This is a genomic window from Caballeronia sp. LZ043 (genome assembly GCF_031451075.1).
In the GTDB taxonomy this organism is placed as follows: domain Bacteria; phylum Pseudomonadota; class Gammaproteobacteria; order Burkholderiales; family Burkholderiaceae; genus Caballeronia.
This window is the reverse complement of the sequence record NZ_JARUXT010000004.1, coordinates 350,913-370,996: the sequence shown is the minus strand read 5'-3', so window position 1 is coordinate 370,996 and position 20,084 is coordinate 350,913. Positions and strand designations below refer to the sequence as shown.

At 64.9% G+C, this 20,084-nt stretch carries 18 protein-coding genes and 1 pseudogene; 6 read left to right on the top strand and 13 right to left on the bottom strand.

Annotated elements, in window-relative coordinates; all coding sequences use genetic code 11:
- Window positions 1–322 precede the first annotated feature (322 nt).
- The 3 genes from QCE64_RS29150 to QCE64_RS29140 form a co-directional block, all read right to left on the bottom strand.
- Complete coding sequence (locus QCE64_RS29150; protein ID WP_309925799.1) at window positions 323–1,384, bottom strand: alkene reductase; 1,062 nt, start codon at window positions 1,382–1,384, stop codon at window positions 323–325.
- Between the two features lie 55 nt (window positions 1,385–1,439).
- Window positions 1,440–1,733: a metalloregulator ArsR/SmtB family transcription factor gene (locus QCE64_RS29145; RefSeq protein WP_309819508.1), complete on the bottom strand. Its 294-nt coding sequence runs from the start codon at window positions 1,731–1,733 to the stop codon at window positions 1,440–1,442.
- 100 nt (window positions 1,734–1,833) lie between these two features.
- On the bottom strand, window positions 1,834–2,127 hold the full coding sequence (locus QCE64_RS29140) for a hypothetical protein (RefSeq protein ID WP_309925797.1): 294 nt from the start codon (window positions 2,125–2,127) through the stop codon (window positions 1,834–1,836).
- A gap of 205 nt (window positions 2,128–2,332) precedes the next feature.
- On the opposite strand from QCE64_RS29140, the gene QCE64_RS29135 reads away from it, so the two are divergent.
- From QCE64_RS29135 to QCE64_RS29125, 3 genes are all read left to right on the top strand, one after another.
- Entirely contained in the window at window positions 2,333–2,707 is a 375-nt protein-coding gene (locus QCE64_RS29135; protein WP_309934485.1) for a DUF2946 domain-containing protein, read from the top strand.
- A 166-nt stretch (window positions 2,708–2,873) separates the two neighbouring features.
- On the top strand, window positions 2,874–4,970 hold the full coding sequence (locus tag QCE64_RS29130; RefSeq protein WP_310007662.1) for a TonB-dependent receptor: 2,097 nt from the start codon (window positions 2,874–2,876) through the stop codon (window positions 4,968–4,970).
- A gap of 114 nt (window positions 4,971–5,084) precedes the next feature.
- A complete protein-coding gene (locus QCE64_RS29125; protein ID WP_309819501.1) occupies window positions 5,085–5,492 on the top strand; it encodes a DUF6232 family protein in 408 nt (135 codons plus the stop codon).
- 11 nt (window positions 5,493–5,503) lie between these two features.
- Here QCE64_RS29125 and QCE64_RS29120 read toward each other — a convergent pair whose 3' ends face one another.
- The 5 genes from QCE64_RS29120 to phnS form a co-directional block, all read right to left on the bottom strand.
- A complete protein-coding gene (locus QCE64_RS29120; protein ID WP_309925793.1) occupies window positions 5,504–7,957 on the bottom strand; it encodes a glycogen/starch/alpha-glucan phosphorylase in 2,454 nt (817 codons plus the stop codon).
- Window positions 7,958–8,215: 258 nt separating this feature from the next.
- On the bottom strand, window positions 8,216–9,028 hold the full coding sequence (phnV, locus tag QCE64_RS29115) for a 2-aminoethylphosphonate ABC transport system, membrane component PhnV (RefSeq protein ID WP_310007660.1): 813 nt from the start codon (window positions 9,026–9,028) through the stop codon (window positions 8,216–8,218).
- Window position 9,029: 1 nt separating this feature from the next.
- Entirely contained in the window at window positions 9,030–9,956 is a 927-nt protein-coding gene (phnU, locus tag QCE64_RS29110; RefSeq protein ID WP_310007659.1) for a 2-aminoethylphosphonate ABC transporter permease subunit, read from the bottom strand.
- Window positions 9,934–10,995: a 2-aminoethylphosphonate ABC transport system ATP-binding subunit PhnT gene (gene phnT / locus QCE64_RS29105; protein WP_310007657.1), complete on the bottom strand. Its 1,062-nt coding sequence runs from the start codon at window positions 10,993–10,995 to the stop codon at window positions 9,934–9,936. Before phnT ends, phnU begins: the two co-directional genes overlap by 23 nt.
- 1 nt (window position 10,996) lies before the next feature.
- Window positions 10,997–12,070 (bottom strand): 2-aminoethylphosphonate ABC transporter substrate-binding protein, encoded by a 1,074-nt coding sequence (gene phnS, locus QCE64_RS29100; RefSeq protein ID WP_309925788.1) that lies wholly within the window; start codon window positions 12,068–12,070, stop codon window positions 10,997–10,999.
- 288 nt (window positions 12,071–12,358) lie between these two features.
- Here phnS and QCE64_RS29095 point away from each other — a divergent pair, with 288 nt between their 5' ends.
- Window positions 12,359–13,129 carry an alpha/beta hydrolase gene (locus QCE64_RS29095; RefSeq protein ID WP_310007655.1) on the top strand — a complete coding sequence of 257 codons (771 nt, stop codon included), beginning with the start codon at window positions 12,359–12,361 and terminating at the stop codon, window positions 13,127–13,129.
- 46 nt (window positions 13,130–13,175) lie between these two features.
- On the opposite strand, the gene QCE64_RS29090 is transcribed toward QCE64_RS29095, so the two are convergent.
- Window positions 13,176–13,955 carry a DeoR/GlpR family DNA-binding transcription regulator gene (locus QCE64_RS29090; RefSeq protein ID WP_309934474.1) on the bottom strand — a complete coding sequence of 260 codons (780 nt, stop codon included), beginning with the start codon at window positions 13,953–13,955 and terminating at the stop codon, window positions 13,176–13,178.
- Window positions 13,956–14,138: 183 nt separating this feature from the next.
- On the opposite strand from QCE64_RS29090, the gene QCE64_RS29085 reads away from it, so the two are divergent.
- Both QCE64_RS29085 and QCE64_RS29080 read left to right on the top strand, forming a co-directional pair.
- Entirely contained in the window at window positions 14,139–14,324 is a 186-nt protein-coding gene (locus QCE64_RS29085) for a hypothetical protein (RefSeq protein WP_309925783.1), read from the top strand.
- An 83-nt stretch (window positions 14,325–14,407) separates the two neighbouring features.
- Window positions 14,408–15,289 carry a DMT family transporter gene (locus QCE64_RS29080; protein ID WP_310007653.1) on the top strand — a complete coding sequence of 294 codons (882 nt, stop codon included), beginning with the start codon at window positions 14,408–14,410 and terminating at the stop codon, window positions 15,287–15,289.
- Window positions 15,290–15,314: 25 nt separating this feature from the next.
- Here QCE64_RS29080 and QCE64_RS29075 read toward each other — a convergent pair whose 3' ends face one another.
- The 4 genes and pseudogenes from QCE64_RS29075 to katE all read right to left on the bottom strand — a co-directional run.
- Window positions 15,315–16,502, bottom strand: a complete 1,188-nt coding sequence (locus QCE64_RS29075; RefSeq protein ID WP_309925780.1) for a L,D-transpeptidase — start codon at window positions 16,500–16,502, stop codon at window positions 15,315–15,317.
- 215 nt (window positions 16,503–16,717) lie between these two features.
- The gene (locus QCE64_RS29070; protein ID WP_309925779.1) at window positions 16,718–16,984 is read right to left on the bottom strand and encodes an RNA-binding protein; all 267 of its coding nucleotides are present in this window, start codon (window positions 16,982–16,984) and stop codon (window positions 16,718–16,720) included.
- A gap of 245 nt (window positions 16,985–17,229) precedes the next feature.
- Window positions 17,230–17,763, bottom strand: a complete 534-nt coding sequence (locus QCE64_RS29065) for a hypothetical protein (protein ID WP_309925777.1) — start codon at window positions 17,761–17,763, stop codon at window positions 17,230–17,232.
- Between the two features lie 187 nt (window positions 17,764–17,950).
- Window positions 17,951–20,083 (bottom strand): annotated as a pseudogene (gene katE, locus QCE64_RS29060) (catalase HPII); the annotation flags it as partial.
- Window position 20,084: the final 1 nt, after the last annotated feature.

The window sequence follows — 20,084 nt, the reverse complement described above, 5'->3', positions numbered from 1 at the left end:
GGGCTGGGACTGCGCCTGGCACGGATTCATCTCGACGGCTCACCAATACACCAATTTTCGAAATTGTCCCTAACAAGTCCGCAATTTTTTGTGAGCGGCAATTGCCCGGCGGTCGTCAGGGTCGAAGTTCGTCGATGAGCGCTTTGAGGGCGCTTGGAGGGCGCTTTGGTCGAGGCAACTTACGGAGGGAGAAACGCGGACGCTGATGCGCGCGTAGAGAGGGACCGAATGGCGGGGAGAGGGAAACTGGCTTGCGCCCGATGCGCGAGCATTGAAGAACGACGGCGCGCGCCGTCGTTCTCCTCTTTTTCAATGCGTGGGTTTATTCCGCCGTTTCGAGCAGCGGATAGTCCGTGTAGCCCTTCGCACCGGGCGCGTAGAACGTCGAGGTGTCCCAGTCGTTCAGCGCGGCGTCCTGCTCAAAGCGGCGCACCAGATCCGCGTTCGCGATGAACGTCTTGCCCCAGGCGACGGCATCGGCATCGCCGCGCGCGATGATCGCTTCGGCGCTCGCCTTCGAGAACCCTTCGTTCACGATATACACGCCACCAAAGGCCTTTTTCAGTTGCGGCCCGAGGCTGTCGCCCGCTTCATGCTCACGCGCCGCGATGAACGCAATCTTGCGACGGCCGAGTTCGTGCGCCACATAACCGAAGGTGGCTGCACGGTCGCTGTCGCCCATCGTGTGCGAATCCGCGCGCGGTGCCAGATGCACGCCCACGCGGTCCGCACCCCACACATCAATACATTCGTCGACCACTTCGAGCAGCAGGCGCGCACGGTTTTCAATCGCGCCGCCGTAGGCATCGGTACGCTTGTTGGTGCTGTCCTGCAGGAACTGGTCGAGCAGATAGCCGTTCGCGCCATGCACTTCGACGCCGTCGAAACCCGCGCGCTTCGCATTCTCCGCGCCCTTGCGGAATGCAGCGACCACGCCGGCGATCTCATCCAGCTCGAGCGCGCGCGGCGTCACGAACGGACGCTGCGGACGCACGAGACTCACATGTCCGCCCGCCGCGATGGCGCTCGGCGCCACGGGCAGCTCGCCGTCGAGGAACACGGGGTCCGAGATGCGGCCCACATGCCACAGTTGCAGCATGATCTTGCCGCCGGCATCGTGAACGGCCTTCGTCACGAGCTTCCAGCCTTCCACCTGCTCATCCGACCAGATGCCCGGCGTGTCGGCATAGCCGACGCCCTGCGGCGTCACCGAGGTGGCCTCGCTGAGAATCAGGCCGGCCGATGCGCGGTCCGCATAGTACTGCGCCATCAGCGCGTTCGGCACACGCTCGACACCGGCACGCTGACGCGTGAGCGGGGCCATGATGATGCGGTTCTTGAGCGTAAGTGCGCCTACCTTGAGCGGATCGAAGAGAGTCGTCATGTAATGGCATCCTAAATAAGTTTGAAGCTGGACTGCGCCGGGCGAAACACCTTGCTCAGAGCTTCGCGAGCGAATCGCGGAACGCCTGGATCACCGCTTCGTCGCGCTTGAAGAACACCCATTGTCCAACGCGCTTCGTGGTGACGAGTCCGGCCTTTTGCAAAACAGAGAGATGCGCCGAAACGGTGGACTGCGACATGTCGCAGCGCCCATCGATCTGGCCCGCGCATACGCCGTGCAGATGCGGCAGTTCCTGATCAGGGAAATGCAGTTCCGGCTCCTTCAACCACTCGAGAATCTCGCGGCGAAGGGGGTTGGCGAGGGCCTTGTGAATTGCGTCGATGTCCATTTCGGTGCTCTTGCGTCTGACGAAACGGATGCAAAGGCTCCCGAAATCGTCTTGCTTCGAAGTTTATATCGGGAATTTACGATATGCAAGTGCCGACGCATCACCGGTCCGCAATCTCTGGCGTGGAGGCGGCGCCAGCAGGGGTCGAATGGCAGGCCGAGAACGGCACGACCCAGCCGCCGGAACGCATCGTGCCTTCGACGAAGGCGTCCTGGGCGAAGCGCCCCTTGAGGATGGTGCCGTCGGGGCGCGTTTCGACGCCCTGACCGTCGGCCTTGCCGTTCACGACCTGTCCGACGTAGCGGCCGCCGTCCGCGCGTGTGAGGGTGTCGGCGGCGGCATGCCTGGCCATGCATGCCATGGCCAGGCACAACGAAACCGTGCGCACGTTCATGCGACCTCCCGTGCCGTGAGCTTCCTGCGAACACGCTGCCACAGCGAGCCAGGCGCCTCGGTGCGCTGTGCCGCACATGCAATGGCATGCACCGTTTCACGCACCGTATTTATTCCGGGAATTTCCGGGCAATTTGTTCTGTAATACCACGTAGCCGATGGCATAATCGCCGCCGTCACGATTTCCGTCCTTACATCTGATCACGATGCGCCGTCGCCTCCATCAACGAACGGGTTCACTGCTGGCGCTGTTCGCCATGCTGCTGATCACGTTCGCCCCGGCGATCTCGCAGTTGCTCGCGGCGCATGCGCGTACCGCCGACTTCACTGCGGAACTGTGCTCGGCGCACGCGACACCCGCGGACGAACATCGCAACTCCGATGCCCCCGCGCACCTCGGCGGCCAGGCCTGCGGCTACTGTCATGTCTTCGCGCACGCGCCTGTCTTGCCGGCCGTACGGCTGGCGTTCGCGCTGGATATTCCTGCGCGGCAATCCGTCGCGCCCACGCCTGCGCGCGACACGCGGCGCGTCACGCACTTCTCCCCGGCGCAACCACGCGCCCCGCCCGTTCTGATCTGACCTCGTTCCCATGACGCGATGCCTTGCCGGCATCGAACGGTTTCGCACGCCTGTGCGCGTGCGCGATCTTTCACGACCGATATCAGAGAAGAACCATGCACCTGTGCCCGATCCCTTGCGGCAGCGAGCCGACCTCGCCTGCTTCCACGCTCGTGGAGGCGAAACAATGAAATACGCCCTCGCCAGAAGAAGCGCCTTCGCTACCGGCGTGAGCCTGCTGTTTGCCTCGCGCGCGTTTGCCCAGACGACGCCTGAGCCCGCCGCCACGCTCCCCGCCGTGATCGTGCAGGGACAGTCCGATCAGTCGCTCACGTCGCAGAGCGTCGCCCAGGAGAAACGCAAGCTCTTCGAGACGGTCGGCTCAGTCGGTTTCGTCGACGGCGACGACTTCCAGAACACCTACGCCTTCACCCTGCGCGATGTGCTCAAGAACGTCCCCGGCGTGTTCGTGCAGAACCGCTATGGCCAGGAACTGCGGCTGTCGATCCGCGGCTCGGGCATCGCGCGCAGCTATCACACGCGCGGACTCGAAATCCTTCAGGACGGCATTCCGACCAACCTCGCCGACGGCAGCGGCGACTACTATCAGATCGACCCCATCGCGCTGCAATCCGTCGATGTCTACAAGGGCGGCAACGGCCTCGCGTACGGCTCGTCGATGCAGGGCGGCGCGATCGACTTCATTACGCCGACCGCCCGCACCGCCGAAGCGCCGAACATCCTTCGCCTCGAAGGCGGCAGCTACGGCACGGTGCGCAGCAGTGCGCAGTTCTCGCGCGTGCTGGGGCCGCTGGATTTCATCGGCACGTTTTCGGTGAATCATGCGGATGGCTATCGCGATCACGAACGCGGGCAGTACGAGCAGTTCAACGCGAACATCGGCTACCGCTTTTCGCCGGAAATCGAAACGCGCTTCTACCTCGGCGTCTATGTCGTGGATCAGGAACTGCCGGGCACGCTCTCGCTCAGCGACGCCCTGAACAATCCCACCAAAGCGGCGCCGAGCGCGCTGTCCGGCGATCAGGCACGCGACACGCGCACCGAACGCATCGCCAACAAGACGAGCGTGAAGCTCGATGTCGGCCAGCTCGACGTCGTCACCTGGGCGATACACAAGAGTCTCTATCACCCGATCTTCCAGGTGCTTGATCAGGACGGCTGGACCTACGGCATCGCGCCGCGCTACACGGCGACGCTCAATCTGGGCGGTATGCGCAACGACGTGATCGCGGGCGCGCGCTTCTTCGGCGGCAATACGCAGGCGCGGCAGTACGTCAATGTCTCGGGCAACGAAGGCACGCAGACGCTCGATTCCACGCAAAGCGCCTATAACTACGAAGCCTACGTGGAAGACCGCCTGTTCTTCCTGCCGACTGTCGCGCTGATGGCGGGCTTCAAGGCGTTGCGCGATGTGCGCCAGTATGTCGACCATGGCGGACTCGCCGCCGACCCGACCTACAAGTCGACCAGCGAAACCTTCAGCGGCGTGAATCCGAAACTCGGACTGCTGTGGCAGCCCAGCCGCGAAATCCAGGCGTACGTGGACGTCACGCGCAGCCAGGACGTGCCCGACTTCAGCGACCTGACGCAGACCTTCTCGAACACGACGCAATTCACGCCGCTGAGCGCGCAACATGCGTGGACGCTGGAACTCGGCACGCGCGGCACGCGCGATCGTGTGAGCTGGGACCTGACGGCATATCGCTCGATCGTGCGCGATCAGTTGCTGCAATACACGACGAGCCCCGACATCCCCGCCTCCACCTTCAATGCGAACAAGACCGTGCTGCAAGGTGTAGAAGCGGGCATTTCAGTGGACGTGCTGCGCAATCTGACGAGCCGCGGCGCGGGCGACAAGGTGACGCTCTCCGGCGTGTGGAACCTGAGCGACTTCCGCTTCAAGGACGATCCGGTGTACGGCAACAACCGCATTGCGGGCGTGCCGGTGAACGTGATGCGCGCGGTGCTCGGCTACTCGCGGCCCAACGGGTTTCATATTTCGGCATCGGTGGACTGGGTGCCGGCAGGCGCCTGGGCCGACGACGCCAACACGCTGCGCGTGCCCGGCTACACCTTGCTCGGCCTCCAGGCGGGCATGGACTTCAAAAACGGGCTGTCGGTCTTCCTGGACGCGCGCAACCTGACCAACAAGCGCTATGTCAGCGACATCAGCACGGTCGCCGACGCCCGCACGGCATCGACCGCGATCTTCTATCCGGGCGAGGGACGCAGCGTCTTCGCGGGTGTCCGCTACGCCTTCTAGGCTGCCTCACGTGGCGGATCCGGCGGCCCGTGTCGATACGGCACACGCCGCCAGACCGCGCGGTCTGGTAACCTGCCCGGTTTCACCGGTCGTCGGAACCTCTACGCAACGCTTATGGATACTCCCTTCAACGAACGCGGCGTCACGTTGTCGCGCGCGGGCCTGTCGGCCTCGGGCCAGATGATCCCGCTGCGCGAACTGCGCGCGGCGCGCGTCGTCATGATTCCGCGCCAGAAGCCGCTGCCGATCCTTTTCGCGCTGATCGGGCTCGTGGTGCTGGGCGCGGGCATCTTCACCGGCTCGGGCGCGGCGCTCGTGCTCGGCATCATGATCGTCGTGGTCGGCTACCTGACCTGGATCACGCAGGACGTCATCTATCAACTGATGGTGGCCACGCCCGACGGCGAACGCGAAGTGCTCATCACGAAGGATCAGGACTTCGCGGACAAGGTGGCCGCGCTGGTCGCCGAGGCGGTCGCGAAGCATGCGGCGAACTCTGCGGCAGTCAAGCCGCAGAGCTGATCGTCACGGAGTCAGGTGATCTGCAACGGCTCGACATGCCAGATATCGCGGGCATACTCCGCGATCGTGCGGTCCGACGAGAAAATGCCCATGCCGGCCACGTTCTCGATGGCGCTCCGCGTCCACGCGTCCCTGTCGCGGAACTTGAGATCGACTTCGGTCTGGGTCTTGTCGAAGCTGTCGAAGTCGGCGAGCACCATGTAGTGATCGCCCCAGTCCACCAGCGTGTGGAAGATGTCGTAGAAGCGGTGCGGCTCTTCCGGCGAGAAATGCCCGAGGCGGATCTGGTCGAGCGCCACCTTCAGCTCCGGGTTCTCTTCATAGATCTGCCGCGGCCGATACCCCGCCGCGCGCAAGGACTCGATCTCGTCGGTCGTGTTGCCGAAGATGAAGATGTTCTCGCGCCCCACCGCATCGCAGATCTCGATGTTCGCGCCATCCAGCGTGCCGATGGTCAGCGCGCCGTTCAGCGCGAGCTTCATGTTGCCGGTGCCCGATGCTTCGGTGCCGGCCATCGAGATCTGTTCGGAGAGATCCGCTGCCGGAATGATCAGCTCCGCGACGCTCACGCCGTAGTTCGGGATGAAGCCCACTTTCAGGCGATCGCCGATCAGCGGGTCCGCGTTGATCTTCTTCGCGACGTCGTTGATGAGCTTGATGATGTTCTTCGCCATCTTGTACGCCGACGCCGCCTTCCCCGCGAACATCACCACGCGCGGCGTCCAGTCCTTCTCCGGATTCTCGCGAATGCGGTTGTAGCGCACGATCACGTACAGGATGTTGAGCAGCTGCCGCTTGTACTCGTGGATCCGCTTCACCTGGAGGTCGAACAGCGCCTCGGGATTGATGATCGCGTTGGCGTCGCGTTTCGCGCGTTCGACGAGCCGCAGCTTGCTCGCGAACTTCGCGTCATGAAACGCCTTGCGGAATTCGGGATCGTCGCGCCATTCGCGCAGCCGGCCGAGTTCGAAGAGATCGGTGCGCCAGCGCGGCCCGAGGCGCTTGTCGATCAGGCTGGACAGCGACGGACTCGCCTGCGCCAGCCAGCGGCGCGGCGTGACGCCGTTCGTCACGTTGGTGAAGCGCTCCGGATACATGCGCGCGAAGTCGGAGAAGATGTTCTGCACCATCAGTTGCGAGTGCAGCTTCGAGACGCCGTTGACCTTGTGACTCGCGACGATCGCCAGATGCGCCATGCGCACGCGGCGCTGACCGTATTCATCGACGAGCGAGATGCGGCGGATCAACTCCACGTCACGGCCGAACTTCTCGGTGACCTGCTTCAGGAACTGCGCGTTGATCTCGAAGATGATTTCCAGATGCCTGGGCAGCAGCCGCGCGAGCATCTCGACATCCCACGTCTCGAGCGCTTCCGGCATCAACGTGTGATTCGTGTATGAGAACATCTGCTGGATCAGCTTCCACGCCTTGTCCCATGGCAGATGATGACGGTCCACCAGCAGGCGCATCAGTTCGGGAATCGCCAGCACCGGGTGGGTGTCGTTCAGATGCACCGCAACCTTCTCGGCGAGCCGCCCGAAGTGCGTATGCGTGCGCTGATAGCGGCGGATCAGATCCTGCATCGTCGCGGAGACGAAGAAGTATTCCTGGCGCAGACGCAGTTCGCGGCCGGCTTGCGTCGAATCATCCGGATACAGCAGCCGCGACACGTGTTCGGACGTGTTCTTCGCTTCCACCGCGCGGCGATAGTCGCCCTGGTTGAAGGCGGAGAGATCGAACTCGTCGGTCGCGCGCGCGGACCACAGGCGTAACGTGTTGGTCGCCGTGGTGGCGAAGCCGGGGATGACCGTGTCGTAGGCCATCGCGTTGACGTGCTCGGTATCGATCCAGTCGGTGCGGTCCTCGTGCTGCACAGTACGCCCGCCGAAGTGCACGGTGTACACGACCTCGGGACGCGGAAACTCCCACGGATTGCCCGCGCGCAGCCAGTAGTCGGGCATTTCAACCTGATTGCCGTCGACGATGGTCTGGCGGAACATCCCGTATTCGTAACGGATGCCATAGCCGAAACCGGGCACGCCGACCGTTGCCATCGAGTCGAGGAAGCAGGCAGCGAGACGGCCCAGGCCGCCGTTGCCGAGCGCGGCATCGGGTTCGAGATCTTCCAGCGCGGAGAGATCGACGCCGAGGCCGGCGAGCGCATCGCGCACCTCGTCGTGAATGCCGAGCGCGAGCAGCGCATTGGTGAAGGTCCGGCCGATGAGGAACTCCATCGACAGGTAATAGACGCGTTTCACGTCCTGTTCATATTGCAGACGAGTGGTGCGCATCCAGCGCGCCACGAGGCGGTCCCGCACCGCCAGTTCGACGGCATGCAGCCAGTCGCGCGGCTGCGCGGTGACCGCATCCTTGCCCACGCCGTACATCAGGCGGTTCGAGATGGAGCGCCTGAGCGCATCGACAGTACTATTGAGCTGGTCGAATTCCAGGTCGACGGATGTCATCGAAACCTCCGGTTATTGCGTCATATGCAGCGACCGCGAAAGCGCATCCGGAGTTCACCGACTGGACGCATTTACCGGCCATCGCTCCGTTCCGCGCGGGTGCGGTCGCGCCTGAACGTGCAGGTTACGCCAGTTTTATTGTTTTTGGTATGACGGCTCGTGCACCGCAATGAGGCCCGGGAATTGCTGACCGGCGCCCTCGCCCTGCTCGGCGCGAGGGAAATATTTACTTCGCCATCCGTATGATTGGCATGCTTCTCAACGGCGCGGGGTCCGCGCGGCGATCAGCAGCAGCGCGGCAAGCGAGATGCCCAGCAGGATCAGCGATAGCGCCGACGCCGGCAGATAGTAGCCGCGGTTGACCTGCCCCACGACAACGATAGGCACCGTCGCGAAGCCCGGCGGATATACCGTGAGCGTCGCGCCCAGTTCGCCGAGCGACAGCGCGAAGCCCAGCGCCAGGCTGGCGCGGATCGCCGGCACGAGTTGCGGCAGCACGACCCGCAACAGCACCATGCGCGGCGGCGCGCCGAGACTCGCGGCCGCCTCGCGCAGCGTCGTCAGCTCGGGGCGCAGCGCCGCCGCCGCGCAGCGGTAGCAGAACGGCAGCACGAGCGCGAGCTGCACCAGCACGACGATGGCCGCCGAACCGGAGAGATCGAGCGGACGCTTGTGATACGCGATCAGCACCGCGAGACCAAGCACGACGCTCGGCACGCCGCTGCCCATCATCGCGACGGCATCGACGAGCGCGCCGAGGCCGCGCCGGTCGCGTCCTTCCAGAGCAAGCGCGAGCCAGAGCCCCAGCGCGGTGCCGAGCACCGCCACGCCGACACCGACTTCGAGGCTCGTGATGACGGCGTCGAAGTCGCTGGATGAGAGGCGCGCGAACCAGCGCGTGCTGTAGCCGTCGGGCAGGATCGTGCCGGACCAGTGCGACGCGACGCTCGACAGCGCGACCACGCCCACCGGCAGCACGAACAGCCAGAAGCACAGCAGCGCGACGCATGCCGTCGCGATGAAACTCAGGACGGCGCCGGGCCTGAAGCGCGAAGCAAGGGCAAGCTGCATGTCAACGTCCTTTCGAGCAGCGTTCCGCGCGCCGGTAGAGCGCATGCAGCGACAGCGACATCAGCAGCATCACGACCGCGCCGGCGGCCGCGCTGGGCAGGTCGAGATCGACGGTCGCGGCGCTGTAGATGGCGATCGGCAAGGTAACCAGATGCGCGCTGCCGAGCACGAGCAGAATGCCGAACTCGTTCAGCGTCAGCAGGAAACACAGCACCGTGCCCGCCGCGATGCCCGGCCACGCGAGCGGCAGCACGACCTTCAGCGCGACCATCCAGCCATTCGCACCGAGGCTCCGTGCCGCTTCGACGAGACGCAGATCGAGCGTCGCATAGGACGCGAGCGTCGGACGCACGACGAACGGCGCATAGAACACCACTTCCGCCAGGATCACGCCGCCGATGCCGAACAGGAAGTCGAGCGGCGTGGCATCGAGCGAAAAGAGCCGTTGCAGGCCGATGCTCACCGAACCCTGCGAGCCATACAGAAAGATCAGCGTGAAGGCCACGAGAAACGAAGGAAACGCGACAAACAATTCCAGGAAGCGCGTCAGCAGCCGCGCGCCCGCGAACGGCCTGAAGAACAGCATCGAGGCGAGCCCGACACCGAGCACTGAAGCAATGCTCGCACTCGCGAACAAGATCCCAAGCGTCGTGCCGATCATGCCGCGCGTTTCGGGATTGCCGAAGAACGCCGTATAGGCATGCAGCGTGAAGCCTTGCGGTCCGCTTACGCTCAGCATCGCGAGACGCGCGAGCGGATAGACCACGAGCGGCCCGAGCACGACCACGAGAATGAACAACAGATGCCACTGTGCGCGCCGCGCGCGGCGTTTCGCGGCGGCGGCATGCGCGGCGAACTGCGCGGACAGTTCGGCGTCGCCGGGGGGCTCGTCGCGCGCGACGCTGTCAGGGACGAACAAGGACGACATCGTCAGCCTCGAAACTCAAAGAGACGCGCGCGCCCTGCTCCGGCGCACGGGCGTGGCCGCGCTGCATCGCGACGAGCACCGGCTCGCCGGGCAACGCATCGAGCGCGACCGAGATGGACAACGCGGCGCCATACCATTCGACGGACGCAATCGTGCCATGCAGGCGGCCTTCGCCCAGCGGCACGATCCTGAAGCTTTCCGGACGGATGCACGCCAGCCGCTCACGCTCCTCATGGCGCGCATTCCCAAGCGGATACACCACGCGCGGCGGCAGCAGGTTCGCCGCGCCGAGATAGCGCGCGACGTAGGCATCGTTCGGCGCGTCATACAGTTCGCGCGGCACGCCCAGTTGCGCGATGCGGCCATCGCGCATCAACAGCGTGCGGTCAGAGAGCACGAGCGCGTCGTCCTGATCGTGGGTCACGCAGACGATCGTCAGGTTCGGCAGGCGTTCATGCAGCGCCTTCAGTTCGCTGCGCACGGACGCGCGCAGGTTGGCATCGAGTGCGGACAGCGGCTCGTCGAGCAACAGCACGTCCGGCTCGATGACCAGCGCACGCGCCAGCGCCACGCGCTGCTGCATGCCGCCCGACAATTGCGCGGGCATCACATGGCCGGCATCGGACAGTTGCACGAGCTTGAGCGCATCGGCGACGCGGCGCGCGATCTCGCCGCCCGCCAGCCGGCGCGCGCGCAGGCCGAAGGCGACGTTGTCGAACACCGAGAGATGCGGAAACAGCGCATAGCTCTGGAACAGCAAGCCAAGATTGCGCCGATGCGGCGGCGCGTGCGTCAGGTCGCGGCCGGCGATCGACAGCCGGCCGGCGAGCGCATCGGCGGCGACGAAGCCCGCGATGAAGCGCAACAGCGTGGTCTTGCCGCAGCCGCTCTTGCCGAGCACCGTCAGGAACTCGCCGCGTTCGACATGCAGCGAGAGATCGTCCAGCACGGCGCGCGCACCGAAGCGCACCGTGAGCCGGTCGATCTGCACGCCGGGCGTCGCATCGACGCCCGCTGTGTGGCTGGGAATCGCGTTCACGTTACGACTTCGGCTTGACCACTTCGGTCTGCTTGCCCGTGTTGCCGATCACTTCGTTCTTCCAGCGCTCGGTCCAGCCGGCCTTCTTTGCCATGACCTGGTTCCAGTCGACCGGAATCAGCTTCACGCCCGCGATGGCCTGCTTCACGGCCTCGCCGTTCTTGCCGGCGAGCGGCACGTCGGTGCGGCCCGGAATGCCGTAGATGTCCGGCACCTTCGCCTGCACTTCCGGCGACATCAGATAGTCGATCAGCTTCTTGCCTTCGGCCTGGTTCGGACCGCTCCTGATGAGGCCGATCGCATACGGCAGCTGGAACGTGCTCGGCGCTTCGCCGGCCTTGTGCGAGAGGAACAGCGGCTTGATCGAGAGACCGCCGTTGGCGGCGTCGTCGAGGTCCATCTGCAGGTCGCCGTTCGCGAAGGCGATCTCGTTGCGCGAGAGCAGCACGTCGAGATAGCCGGTGCCCTTCGTGTGGAACTTGGCGCTCTGCTCGAGGTTCTTCAGATAGCTGAACGCGGCGTCTTCGCCCATCAGCGCCGAGGTCAGGATGATGACGGCCATGCCGTCGCCGGCGGTGGCGGGATTCGAATACGCGATCTTGCCCGAGTAGTTCGGATGCAGCAGGTCAGCGAAGGTGCGCGGCGCGTTCTTCGTGACGTCGGGATTGATCGCGAACGAAAAGTAGTTGTTCACGAACGTGGCCCACGCGCCATCCTGCGCTTTCGCGATCGCCGGAACGTTCTTGTAGTTCACGCTCGCGTACGGCTGCAGCAGGCCGCCCTGCTGCGCCTGCTGGATGAACGGCGGCAGCGTGACGAGCACGTCGGCCTTCGGTGCATCCTTCTCCACCGTCGCGCGGTTCACGACTTCGCCGCTGCCCGCCGTGACGATGTTGACCTTCACGCCTTCCTTCTTCTCGAACGCGGGCAGCACGTCCTTGTAGAGGTTCTCGAGACCGTCGGCGGTATAGAGAACGACGGCTTCGGCGGCGTGCACGGGCATCGCGGCAAACAGGCTGACTGCAGCGGCGATCGCCGGCAGCACGGCGCGCGCAAGGCGCAAATCGCGGGTCATGGTGATGAGCTCTCTGATGTCGGGAGGATTCGAGGCGGTTTCAACCTCGAACCGGAGAATTGCAGATATCCGTGACATCGACGTGAACCCACCACGATTTGCCAATAATCGGCACTTTTCGCCAACCTTGCAGCGCCCGAACAACGGGGCGAATCCGTGATCCGCCCAGGCCGAACGAACTTCGCGCTCCAGACCACTTCGATGCCTTGCGATGCATTTCGCGCCCACATACGATGCCGTCCGCTTTACTGAAGAACTGCCGCTTCCCTACTCATCTGGAGCATGAACATGCGCATTTCCTTGTCCCTTTCCCGCGCCGCAGCCGGCGTGATGCTGTCGCTCGGCGCAATGGCCTCCCACGCGGCTCCCGCCGAGCCGATCAAGAACATCGTCCTCGTGCACGGCTTTTTCGCCGATGGTTCCGGCTGGCAGCCGGTCGCCAACATCCTTGCGCACGGCGGCTACAAGGTCTCCGTCGTGCAGGAGCCGGAAACCTCGTTCGAGGATGACGTGATCGCCACGCGGCGCGTCCTCGACCAGCAGGACGGCCCGGCCATCCTGGTCGGCCACAGCTACGGCGGCGCCGTGGTGACCGAAGCCGGCAATCACGACAAGGTCGCCGGCCTCGTATACGTGGCCGCATTCGAACCGGACGCGGATGAATCGCCTGCTTCGCTGTCGAAGAAGACGCCGCCTGCGAGCAATGCCATCAAGCTCACGCCGGACGGCTATCTGTATCTGGATCCGGCCCGCTTCCATGCGGATTTCGCAGCCGATCTTCCCGTCGCCGAAACCAACTTCATGGCCATCTCGCAGGTGATGCCGAACGCGAAGGACTTTGGCACGCCGATCAAGCAGGCCGCCTGGAGGACCAAGCCGAGCTGGGGCGTCATCGCTACCGCGGACCGCATGATCAGTCCCGAACTGGAACGCTCGATGACCCGGCGCGCGGGCAGCAAGACGATCGAACTGAAGTCGAGTCACGTGCCCTTCATGTCGCATCCGGCCGAAGTCGCGAAGCTGATCGAGACCGCCGCGACGCAGAGCGTCAAGGAATAACGGCGGCTTTCGTCCCGTCATGCGGCCGGCAACGGCCGCTGCCGGGTCAGGTGCGCGGCGGACGGGGCTCCACGACCGGCACCACTTGCGGTCCTCTCGACGCGATGGCGCGCTGCATGGCCCGCTCCGGCGGCACTTCGCACACCAGGTAGCGCACCGTCTCGAAGCCGCGGATGCGCACCGGCGCGACGCGCCCGAACTTCGAGCAGTCCGCCACCACGATCGCGCACGCGGCCGATGCGATCATCCTGCCGCGCACTTCGGCGGCCAGCCGCGAATAGTCGGTGAGATGCGCGTCCTGCGTGATCCCGCCTGCGCCGATGAACGCGAAATCCGCGTGATACTGCGTGAGCTGCGTGAGGGTATCGAGGCCGAACGCGGCGTCCTCGGCATCGGCGAGTTCGCCGCCGAGCACGGTCACCCGGTTGCCGTTGCGCCGCGCCAGCAACAGCGCGATGCGCCAGTCGTTGGTGTACACGGTCAGCCGATGCCGGTCCGCGAGCGCCCGGGCCACGGCCTGCGTGGTGCTGCCCGAATCGACGATCACCGAAGCGCCGTCCGGCACGAACGCCGCCGCCCGCACGCCGATCGCCTGCTTGGCCGCCGCGTTTTCCCCTTCGCGTATGTCGAGATGCGCTTCGCGCCGCTCCGTCGAGAGCGCGCCGCCGTGGGTCGTCGTCAGCAGGCCGCGCCCGGCGAGCGTGTTGAGATCGCGCCGCACGGTTTCGCGCGAGACGGACAGCGCGCGCACGACGTCCGCGACCGCAAGCACGCCGTGCTTGTCAAGTTCATCGAGGATGTAGTGATGGCGTTGTTCGGGGAGCATCGCGTGTAGTCGGGATAAGGCAGCGTGAGGAGTCTAGCGGCTTTGTGTGGCAAATCCTTGGCAAGGCGGCACGCGGGACGCTGGCCCGATCGCGCAACGGATTGTTTCCGCTGCGTTGGCAATCCGGGCAGCGTCCTTCGCTAAACTCGCAGGCTTCGCACAGGTTTTGATCGAGGCAAGCGGATGTACAAGAAAGGCGTGGTCATCGAAATTCAGTTTCCGCCCGAGCGTCTCAACGACGCCGCCGGAGATCCCTACTGGATCGACCTCACGCTCGACGAGGCCAGGCGTCTGCACGCGCAACTGTCGCGTCGTCTCGACGGCGAGGCGCGCGCCAACCAGCCGCTCGATACCTTCTCGCTCGACTGAAGCGTTCCGGGTTGCACGGCCAGACAAGACACGCGCGCGCCGGAGCGACGATACTGCGGGATTCCGTTTCGTCGTCCACCTCCATGCTCTCGCTACTCGCCGCGCCGGTCTTCGTGTTCCTCTGGTCGACGGGCTTCATCGTGGCGCGCGCCATCACGCCTTACGTCGACCCGAACATGTATCTGCTCGTGCGCTTCACCGGCACGACGCTGCTGTTCACCGTGATCGCCGTGGCCGCGCGTGCGCCCTGGCCTAAAGGGCGCGATATCGGCCGGCATCTGTTCGCGGGAGCGTTGCTGCAAGGCGTCTATCTCGGCTCGGGTTATTGGGCGGTCGCGCAAGGGCTGGGCGTGGGCATCATGGCCCTGCTCGGCGCGCTGCAACCGCTGTTGACCGCGGCCGTCGCCGCGCGCCTGTTCGGCGAACGGCTCTCTCCGCGTGCCTGGGGCGGCCTGCTGCTGGGTCTGCTCGGCGTCGCGCTCGTGCTGGCGCCGAAGATCGCGGCGAGCGGTGCGCCGGTTGCGCATGGGGCCGCTCATGCGCCCGAATGGTTCGTCGTGACGACAGCGGTCCTTGCCATCTTCGCGATCACGGCGGGAACGCTGTACCAGAAAAGCTCGCTCGCGCAATCCGATATCCGCAGCGCCAGCGCACTGCAAAACGCCGGCGCGGCCGTGGTCGCGCTCGTGCTGGTGCTCGCGCTCGGCGAGCACCGCTTCGTTGCCTCGACGACCACCTGGGTTTCACTGCTGTGGGGCATCGTCATGCTGTCGGGTGTCGCGACCACGCTGCTCGTCTGGATGGTCCGGCGCGGCGATGCGTCGCGCGCAACCGCGCTGTTGTTTCTCGCACCGCCGCTTGCCGCGCTCGAAAGCTACCTGCTGTTCGGCGAAACGCTGGGCGCGCTGCAACTTGCGGGCTTCGGCGTGGCGCTGGCCGGCGTGCTGCTGGCGCGCTCGAAATAGCCTGCAGAAGCAAAGCGCGCCGCGCTCAGTCGACCGTGTCCGCGCCTGCGGGAATGTGTTCGCGCACGGCCTTTCCCGGACCCGGCGACCACGCCGGCCGCGATTTCCGCCCCGTATCCATGACGACCAGATAATGGCCCGCCCATGGCGTTGTCTTGCGCGAGGCCTTGAGGATCCACATCGACTGCCCCTCGGCGGCGCGCGCCTCGTATTGGGCGTCGAGCACGCCGTGATGATCGAAGAAAGTGTTGAGCGTCGAAGGAATGCGCACACAGCCCTTTGAATGCCGCATGCCGAGCAGCGGTTCGAGTTTCTCGGGATCGGTGGCGTGCATCTGGAAGCGCATCGGCGACTTGCCGCCCTTGCCCCAGCCGCGCTCGCCTTCCGCCCAGCCGAAATCGTAGATGCGCATGTCGCGCGCGCCGTAGCCGCGGATCTGGTACTCGTTCAAGGTGCCTTCGGCGCGGAAGTCCATGTTGCCGGGCACGTGCTGGAACACGCCGAGCGGTGTCAGGAAGTGATCGTAGGTGCCGGGGCGGCCGGTCGATACCGGCGATGCGCCGATCATCGACCATGCCTCATCGGGCCGCGCGCGGAAGTAGACGAAGAGCGCCTGCACGTTCGGGCTCCGGTCGACCAGCACGACATACTCATTGGCGAGATCGCCGTGACCTTCCTCGGCCAGCCGATGTTGCAGCAGGCGGCCATAAGCCTGCTGGTCCACGGCCGGCACCGTCAGACGGCGGCTCACTTCCTTTGCATAAGCCTCACGCATGGCGAGCGCGCCCGCTGGCGGCATGCCGGTGCGCTGCGCGAGGTTCGGCTCGGGCGGCTCCGGCGGCAGCGGCACTTCCGGCACCTGGGCTTCGGAAGCCGCGCTGGCGGCACTGGCGGCACTGGCCGCTGAGGCTGCGCTCGCCGCCGCGGCTTCGGAGGCCGCGCTTGTCGCAGACGCGCTGGACGCCGCTGCAGGCGCAGGCGCCGGAACAGGCACGGGCATCGCGGGAAGCGCACGCGCCGGGGCGCTGGCGGCACCCGGTGCGCTCGCATCAGGCAGTATGGGCGGCATGGGCGCGGCGGGCGCCGTCGCGTGCTCTTGCGTGAGCGTTCCCTGCGCTACGGCCGATACCGCGTTCAATATCAGCGCGCCTGCCAGAAACCGTGCGCCGATGATGCTCTTCTTCCTTGTCTTGCTCTTTCCTGCCTGATGCATCGAGATGAATGTTCCGCTTTGACTGGATTGCGCGAACGGTCCGTGGACGCGTCGCTTCGGTCGATGGAAGCACGCCACCGCCCTGCGGACACGCGCCCGTAGCGACGAAAAAGCCGGTGTGGTTGAGGCACCGGCTTAGCCGCCATTCCAACGTTCGTCAATCAAGCCGCAGCAAGGTTCATTCCGGGCGATCGCAGAACTTGCAAAGCAAGCGCTCAATGCAGACGGATGGAGGCATCGCCGGAAGCGGATGCGCGGGCACGCAGCGGCGCATCGAGCAAGCGCAGATGGCACAGCTTCTGGGCAATTGCTTCGCCGATGTAAGGCACATCGGTATCGAGCCGAACGGTGGCATAGGCATCGGCGGTGCCTGCGCCATGGATCTGGATGTCGCTCGCGTAGTCGCCGAGCTCATGTTCCAGGAAGCGCCGCACATCGCGCGCGGCGCAGCGCGCGGGAAGATTCCATACAAGCAGGTTCATCGCCGTCACCTTCTGGCACGCACACGAACGGGTACAGGCTTCGCGCGACGCTGCTGCACATGACGCGCGGCAAGCGTGCCGACAACGAAGAGAGACACATAGACGACGATCATGATGGCTCCACGGCAAGTGACAGGTTTGCTCAGTCTATTCCCGTAGACCCGCACCGAGCCGCGACATTCCGTCTTTTTCGATTGATCTTCACAATCGGCTGGATGCGCACCGGCAATGACCCCGTTGTACGCTTACTGGCCGTTACAGGACATGCTGGAAAGATTCGGGTAGCGGTTAGGCCAGTCGCCGGCCATCGCCGACTGCGCGTCTTTCAGCGTGATGTCGCCGGTGCAGACGCAGCGCTTCAGATAGACGGCAAGCCGTTCCTTGCGACGCTGCCCCGCGCGTCCTTCCCAGCGGCGCAGATCGAGATTCGCGGGTGAATTGGGCGAACCGCCCAGCAGGACCGGCATGCGGTGGTCGAGCGCATATTCCGATGCGAACGAAGCATCGATGCTGCGCTGCTTGAGCAGGCGCTCCTTCTGCCGCATCTGGCTTTCGAACGACGGCAGCACGCGGTCCACGTAGCCCGGCACGCAGATCGTGTCGACGATGGTCGCCTGGGTCACACGCGCATCGAGCCATTCCGCGCGCTGGGCCTGCGACATGCCCGGCGCGAACGCGAACATCGCGCAGGTACAGGCGAGCGCCGCGCGCACGGAGAAGCGGCCACGCCTGGCGCGCCGCTTCCGCCTCTCGATGACTTTCTTATCCCTTCGATTCATGCCTCTCGGTGCAATCCATCGTGCGGCCGGACGGCGCCGCTTTGTTATTGGAGAAGATCGGAGGGTCAATTAAAACACATGAATGGCGCGCCGCACGCCAACCATCGTTTGCGCGCCACGAAACAGATCAGGCGATACACGCGAAAAACGGCGCCCCACAGAGCGCCGTTTCCTGTTGCGGACCGACTCAGGCAGGCACCGATTCCGCCTTCTGCGCACGTGACCAGACGCGATGCTGGCCCATGGCCTCGATGAAGCGCTTCATCACGTCCTTGACGTCGCTGCCCACGGCGATGCCGTCATCGCCCGTGGGAAGATGCGAGGCCGCCAGCAGGTCTTCGCCGTCCGCGACAGCCGCGATGGCCTTCAGATGCTTGAAGGATTCGAGCACGAAATGACGCGCGTCACCGGATTCGGACAGCGCCTTCGCGCTCGCCTTGCCGCCGGCGACGACCACGCCGTCGAACATGATCGACGGCATGCCGAGGATGGTCGCATCCGGCTCGACGCCCTGGGCAGGTTGCGCGAGCGTCGGCGAGATGACCTTGCCGTGCGCGCCTTCAGCCTGGAGTGCGTCCTTGATTGCCTGGATGGTCGCAGCGTCCGCGCCCGGCGCGGCGAGGATGGCGACCTTGCGCGTCTTGACCGAAGGCGGCGTCTTGGCAACGATCGACAGCGCCTTCGACTCGTTCACCGACGGCGTGCCCAGTTCCTCGGCGCTTGCGCTCTTCTTCGGCACGGGCAAACCGAGATTCTCGGCGACCCGCGACGCGAGGGTCGCGTCGATATTGGCGAGGATACCGAGCTGCCGCTCGCGGATCGGCTTGCGTTCGACCTTGCTCAACTCGAACGAGTAAGCGCCCACGATGTGATCCTTTTCGGGATCCGTCATGCTGTTCCAGAACAGCGTCGCCTGCGAGTAGTGGTCCTTGAACGACGGGCTGCGCACGCGGATCTTCGAGCCTTCCACGCGCTCAGTGTAGGTCTCGAAACCGCCGCCCGCAGCGGCAGGCGGGGTTTCCTTCGGCCAGCCGCCGTCGATTGAATTCGGTTCGTACGATGCCTGACCCTTGTCGATCGTCATGCGATGCATCGCGTCGCGCTGGCCGTTGTGCAGCGGCGCGAGCGGCCGGTTGATCGGGATCTCGTGGAAGTTGGGACCGCCGAGGCGGCTGATCTGCGTGTCGGTGTAGGAGAACAGCCGGCCCTGCAGCAGCGGATCGTTCGTGAAGTCGATGCCCGGCACGATATGTCCCGGACAGAACGCCACCTGCTCGGTCTCAGCGAAGAAGTTGTCGGGATTGCGATTGAGCGTGAGCTTGCCGATCATCTGCAGCGGCACGAGGTCTTCGGGGATGATCTTGGTCGGATCGAGCAGGTCGAACGGGAACTTGTGCTCGTCCTCTTCCTCGACGATCTGCACGCCCAGTTCCCATTCCGGATAGTCACCGTTGTCGATTGCTTCCCACAGATCGCGGCGATGATAGTCCGGGTCCTTGCCCGCGAGCTTCTGCGCTTCGTCCCACAGCAGCGACGCCGAGCCGATGGTCGGCCGCCAGTGGAACTTGACGAAGCGTCCCTTGCCCTGCGCGTCCACCAGCCGGAACGTGTGGATGCCGAAGCCTTCCATGGTCCGCAGGCTCTTCGGGATGGCGCGGTCGGACATCGCCCACAGCACCATGTGCGCCGATTCCGGCACCAGCGAGACAAAGTCCCAGAAGGTGTCGTGTGCGGAGCCGCCCTGCGGCATCTCGTTGTGCGGCTCGGGCTTCACGGCATGCACGAAGTCAGGAAACTTGATCGCGTCCTGGATGAAAAACACCGGCATGTTGTTGCCGACCAGATCGAAATTACCTTCCTCGGTGTAGAACTTGACCGCGAAGCCGCGCACGTCGCGCACGGTGTCCGCCGACCCGCGCGAACCCTGCACGGTCGAGAAGCGCACATAGACGGGCGTTTCCTTCGACGGATCCTGCAGGAACGCCGCCTTGCTCAGCGCCGCCTGCGATTCGTACACCTTGAACACGCCGTGCGCCGCCGATCCCCGCGCATGTACGATGCGCTCGGGAATGCGTTCGTGGTCGAAGTGCGTGATCTTTTCACGCATGATGAAATCTTCGAGCAGCGACGGACCGCGTTCCCCGGCGCGCAGGGAATTCTGGTTATCGGCGATCTTGACGCCGTGATTGGTCGTCAGGGCTTGACCGGTAGCATCGGTGCGAAAGGTTTCGAGCGCTTCCACCTTCGCGTTGCTGTTGCTGTGCGAAGGCACGCGAGCGACGCCGCTCGCCGGTAGCTTCTTTGTTGCCATGTGTGGGGAC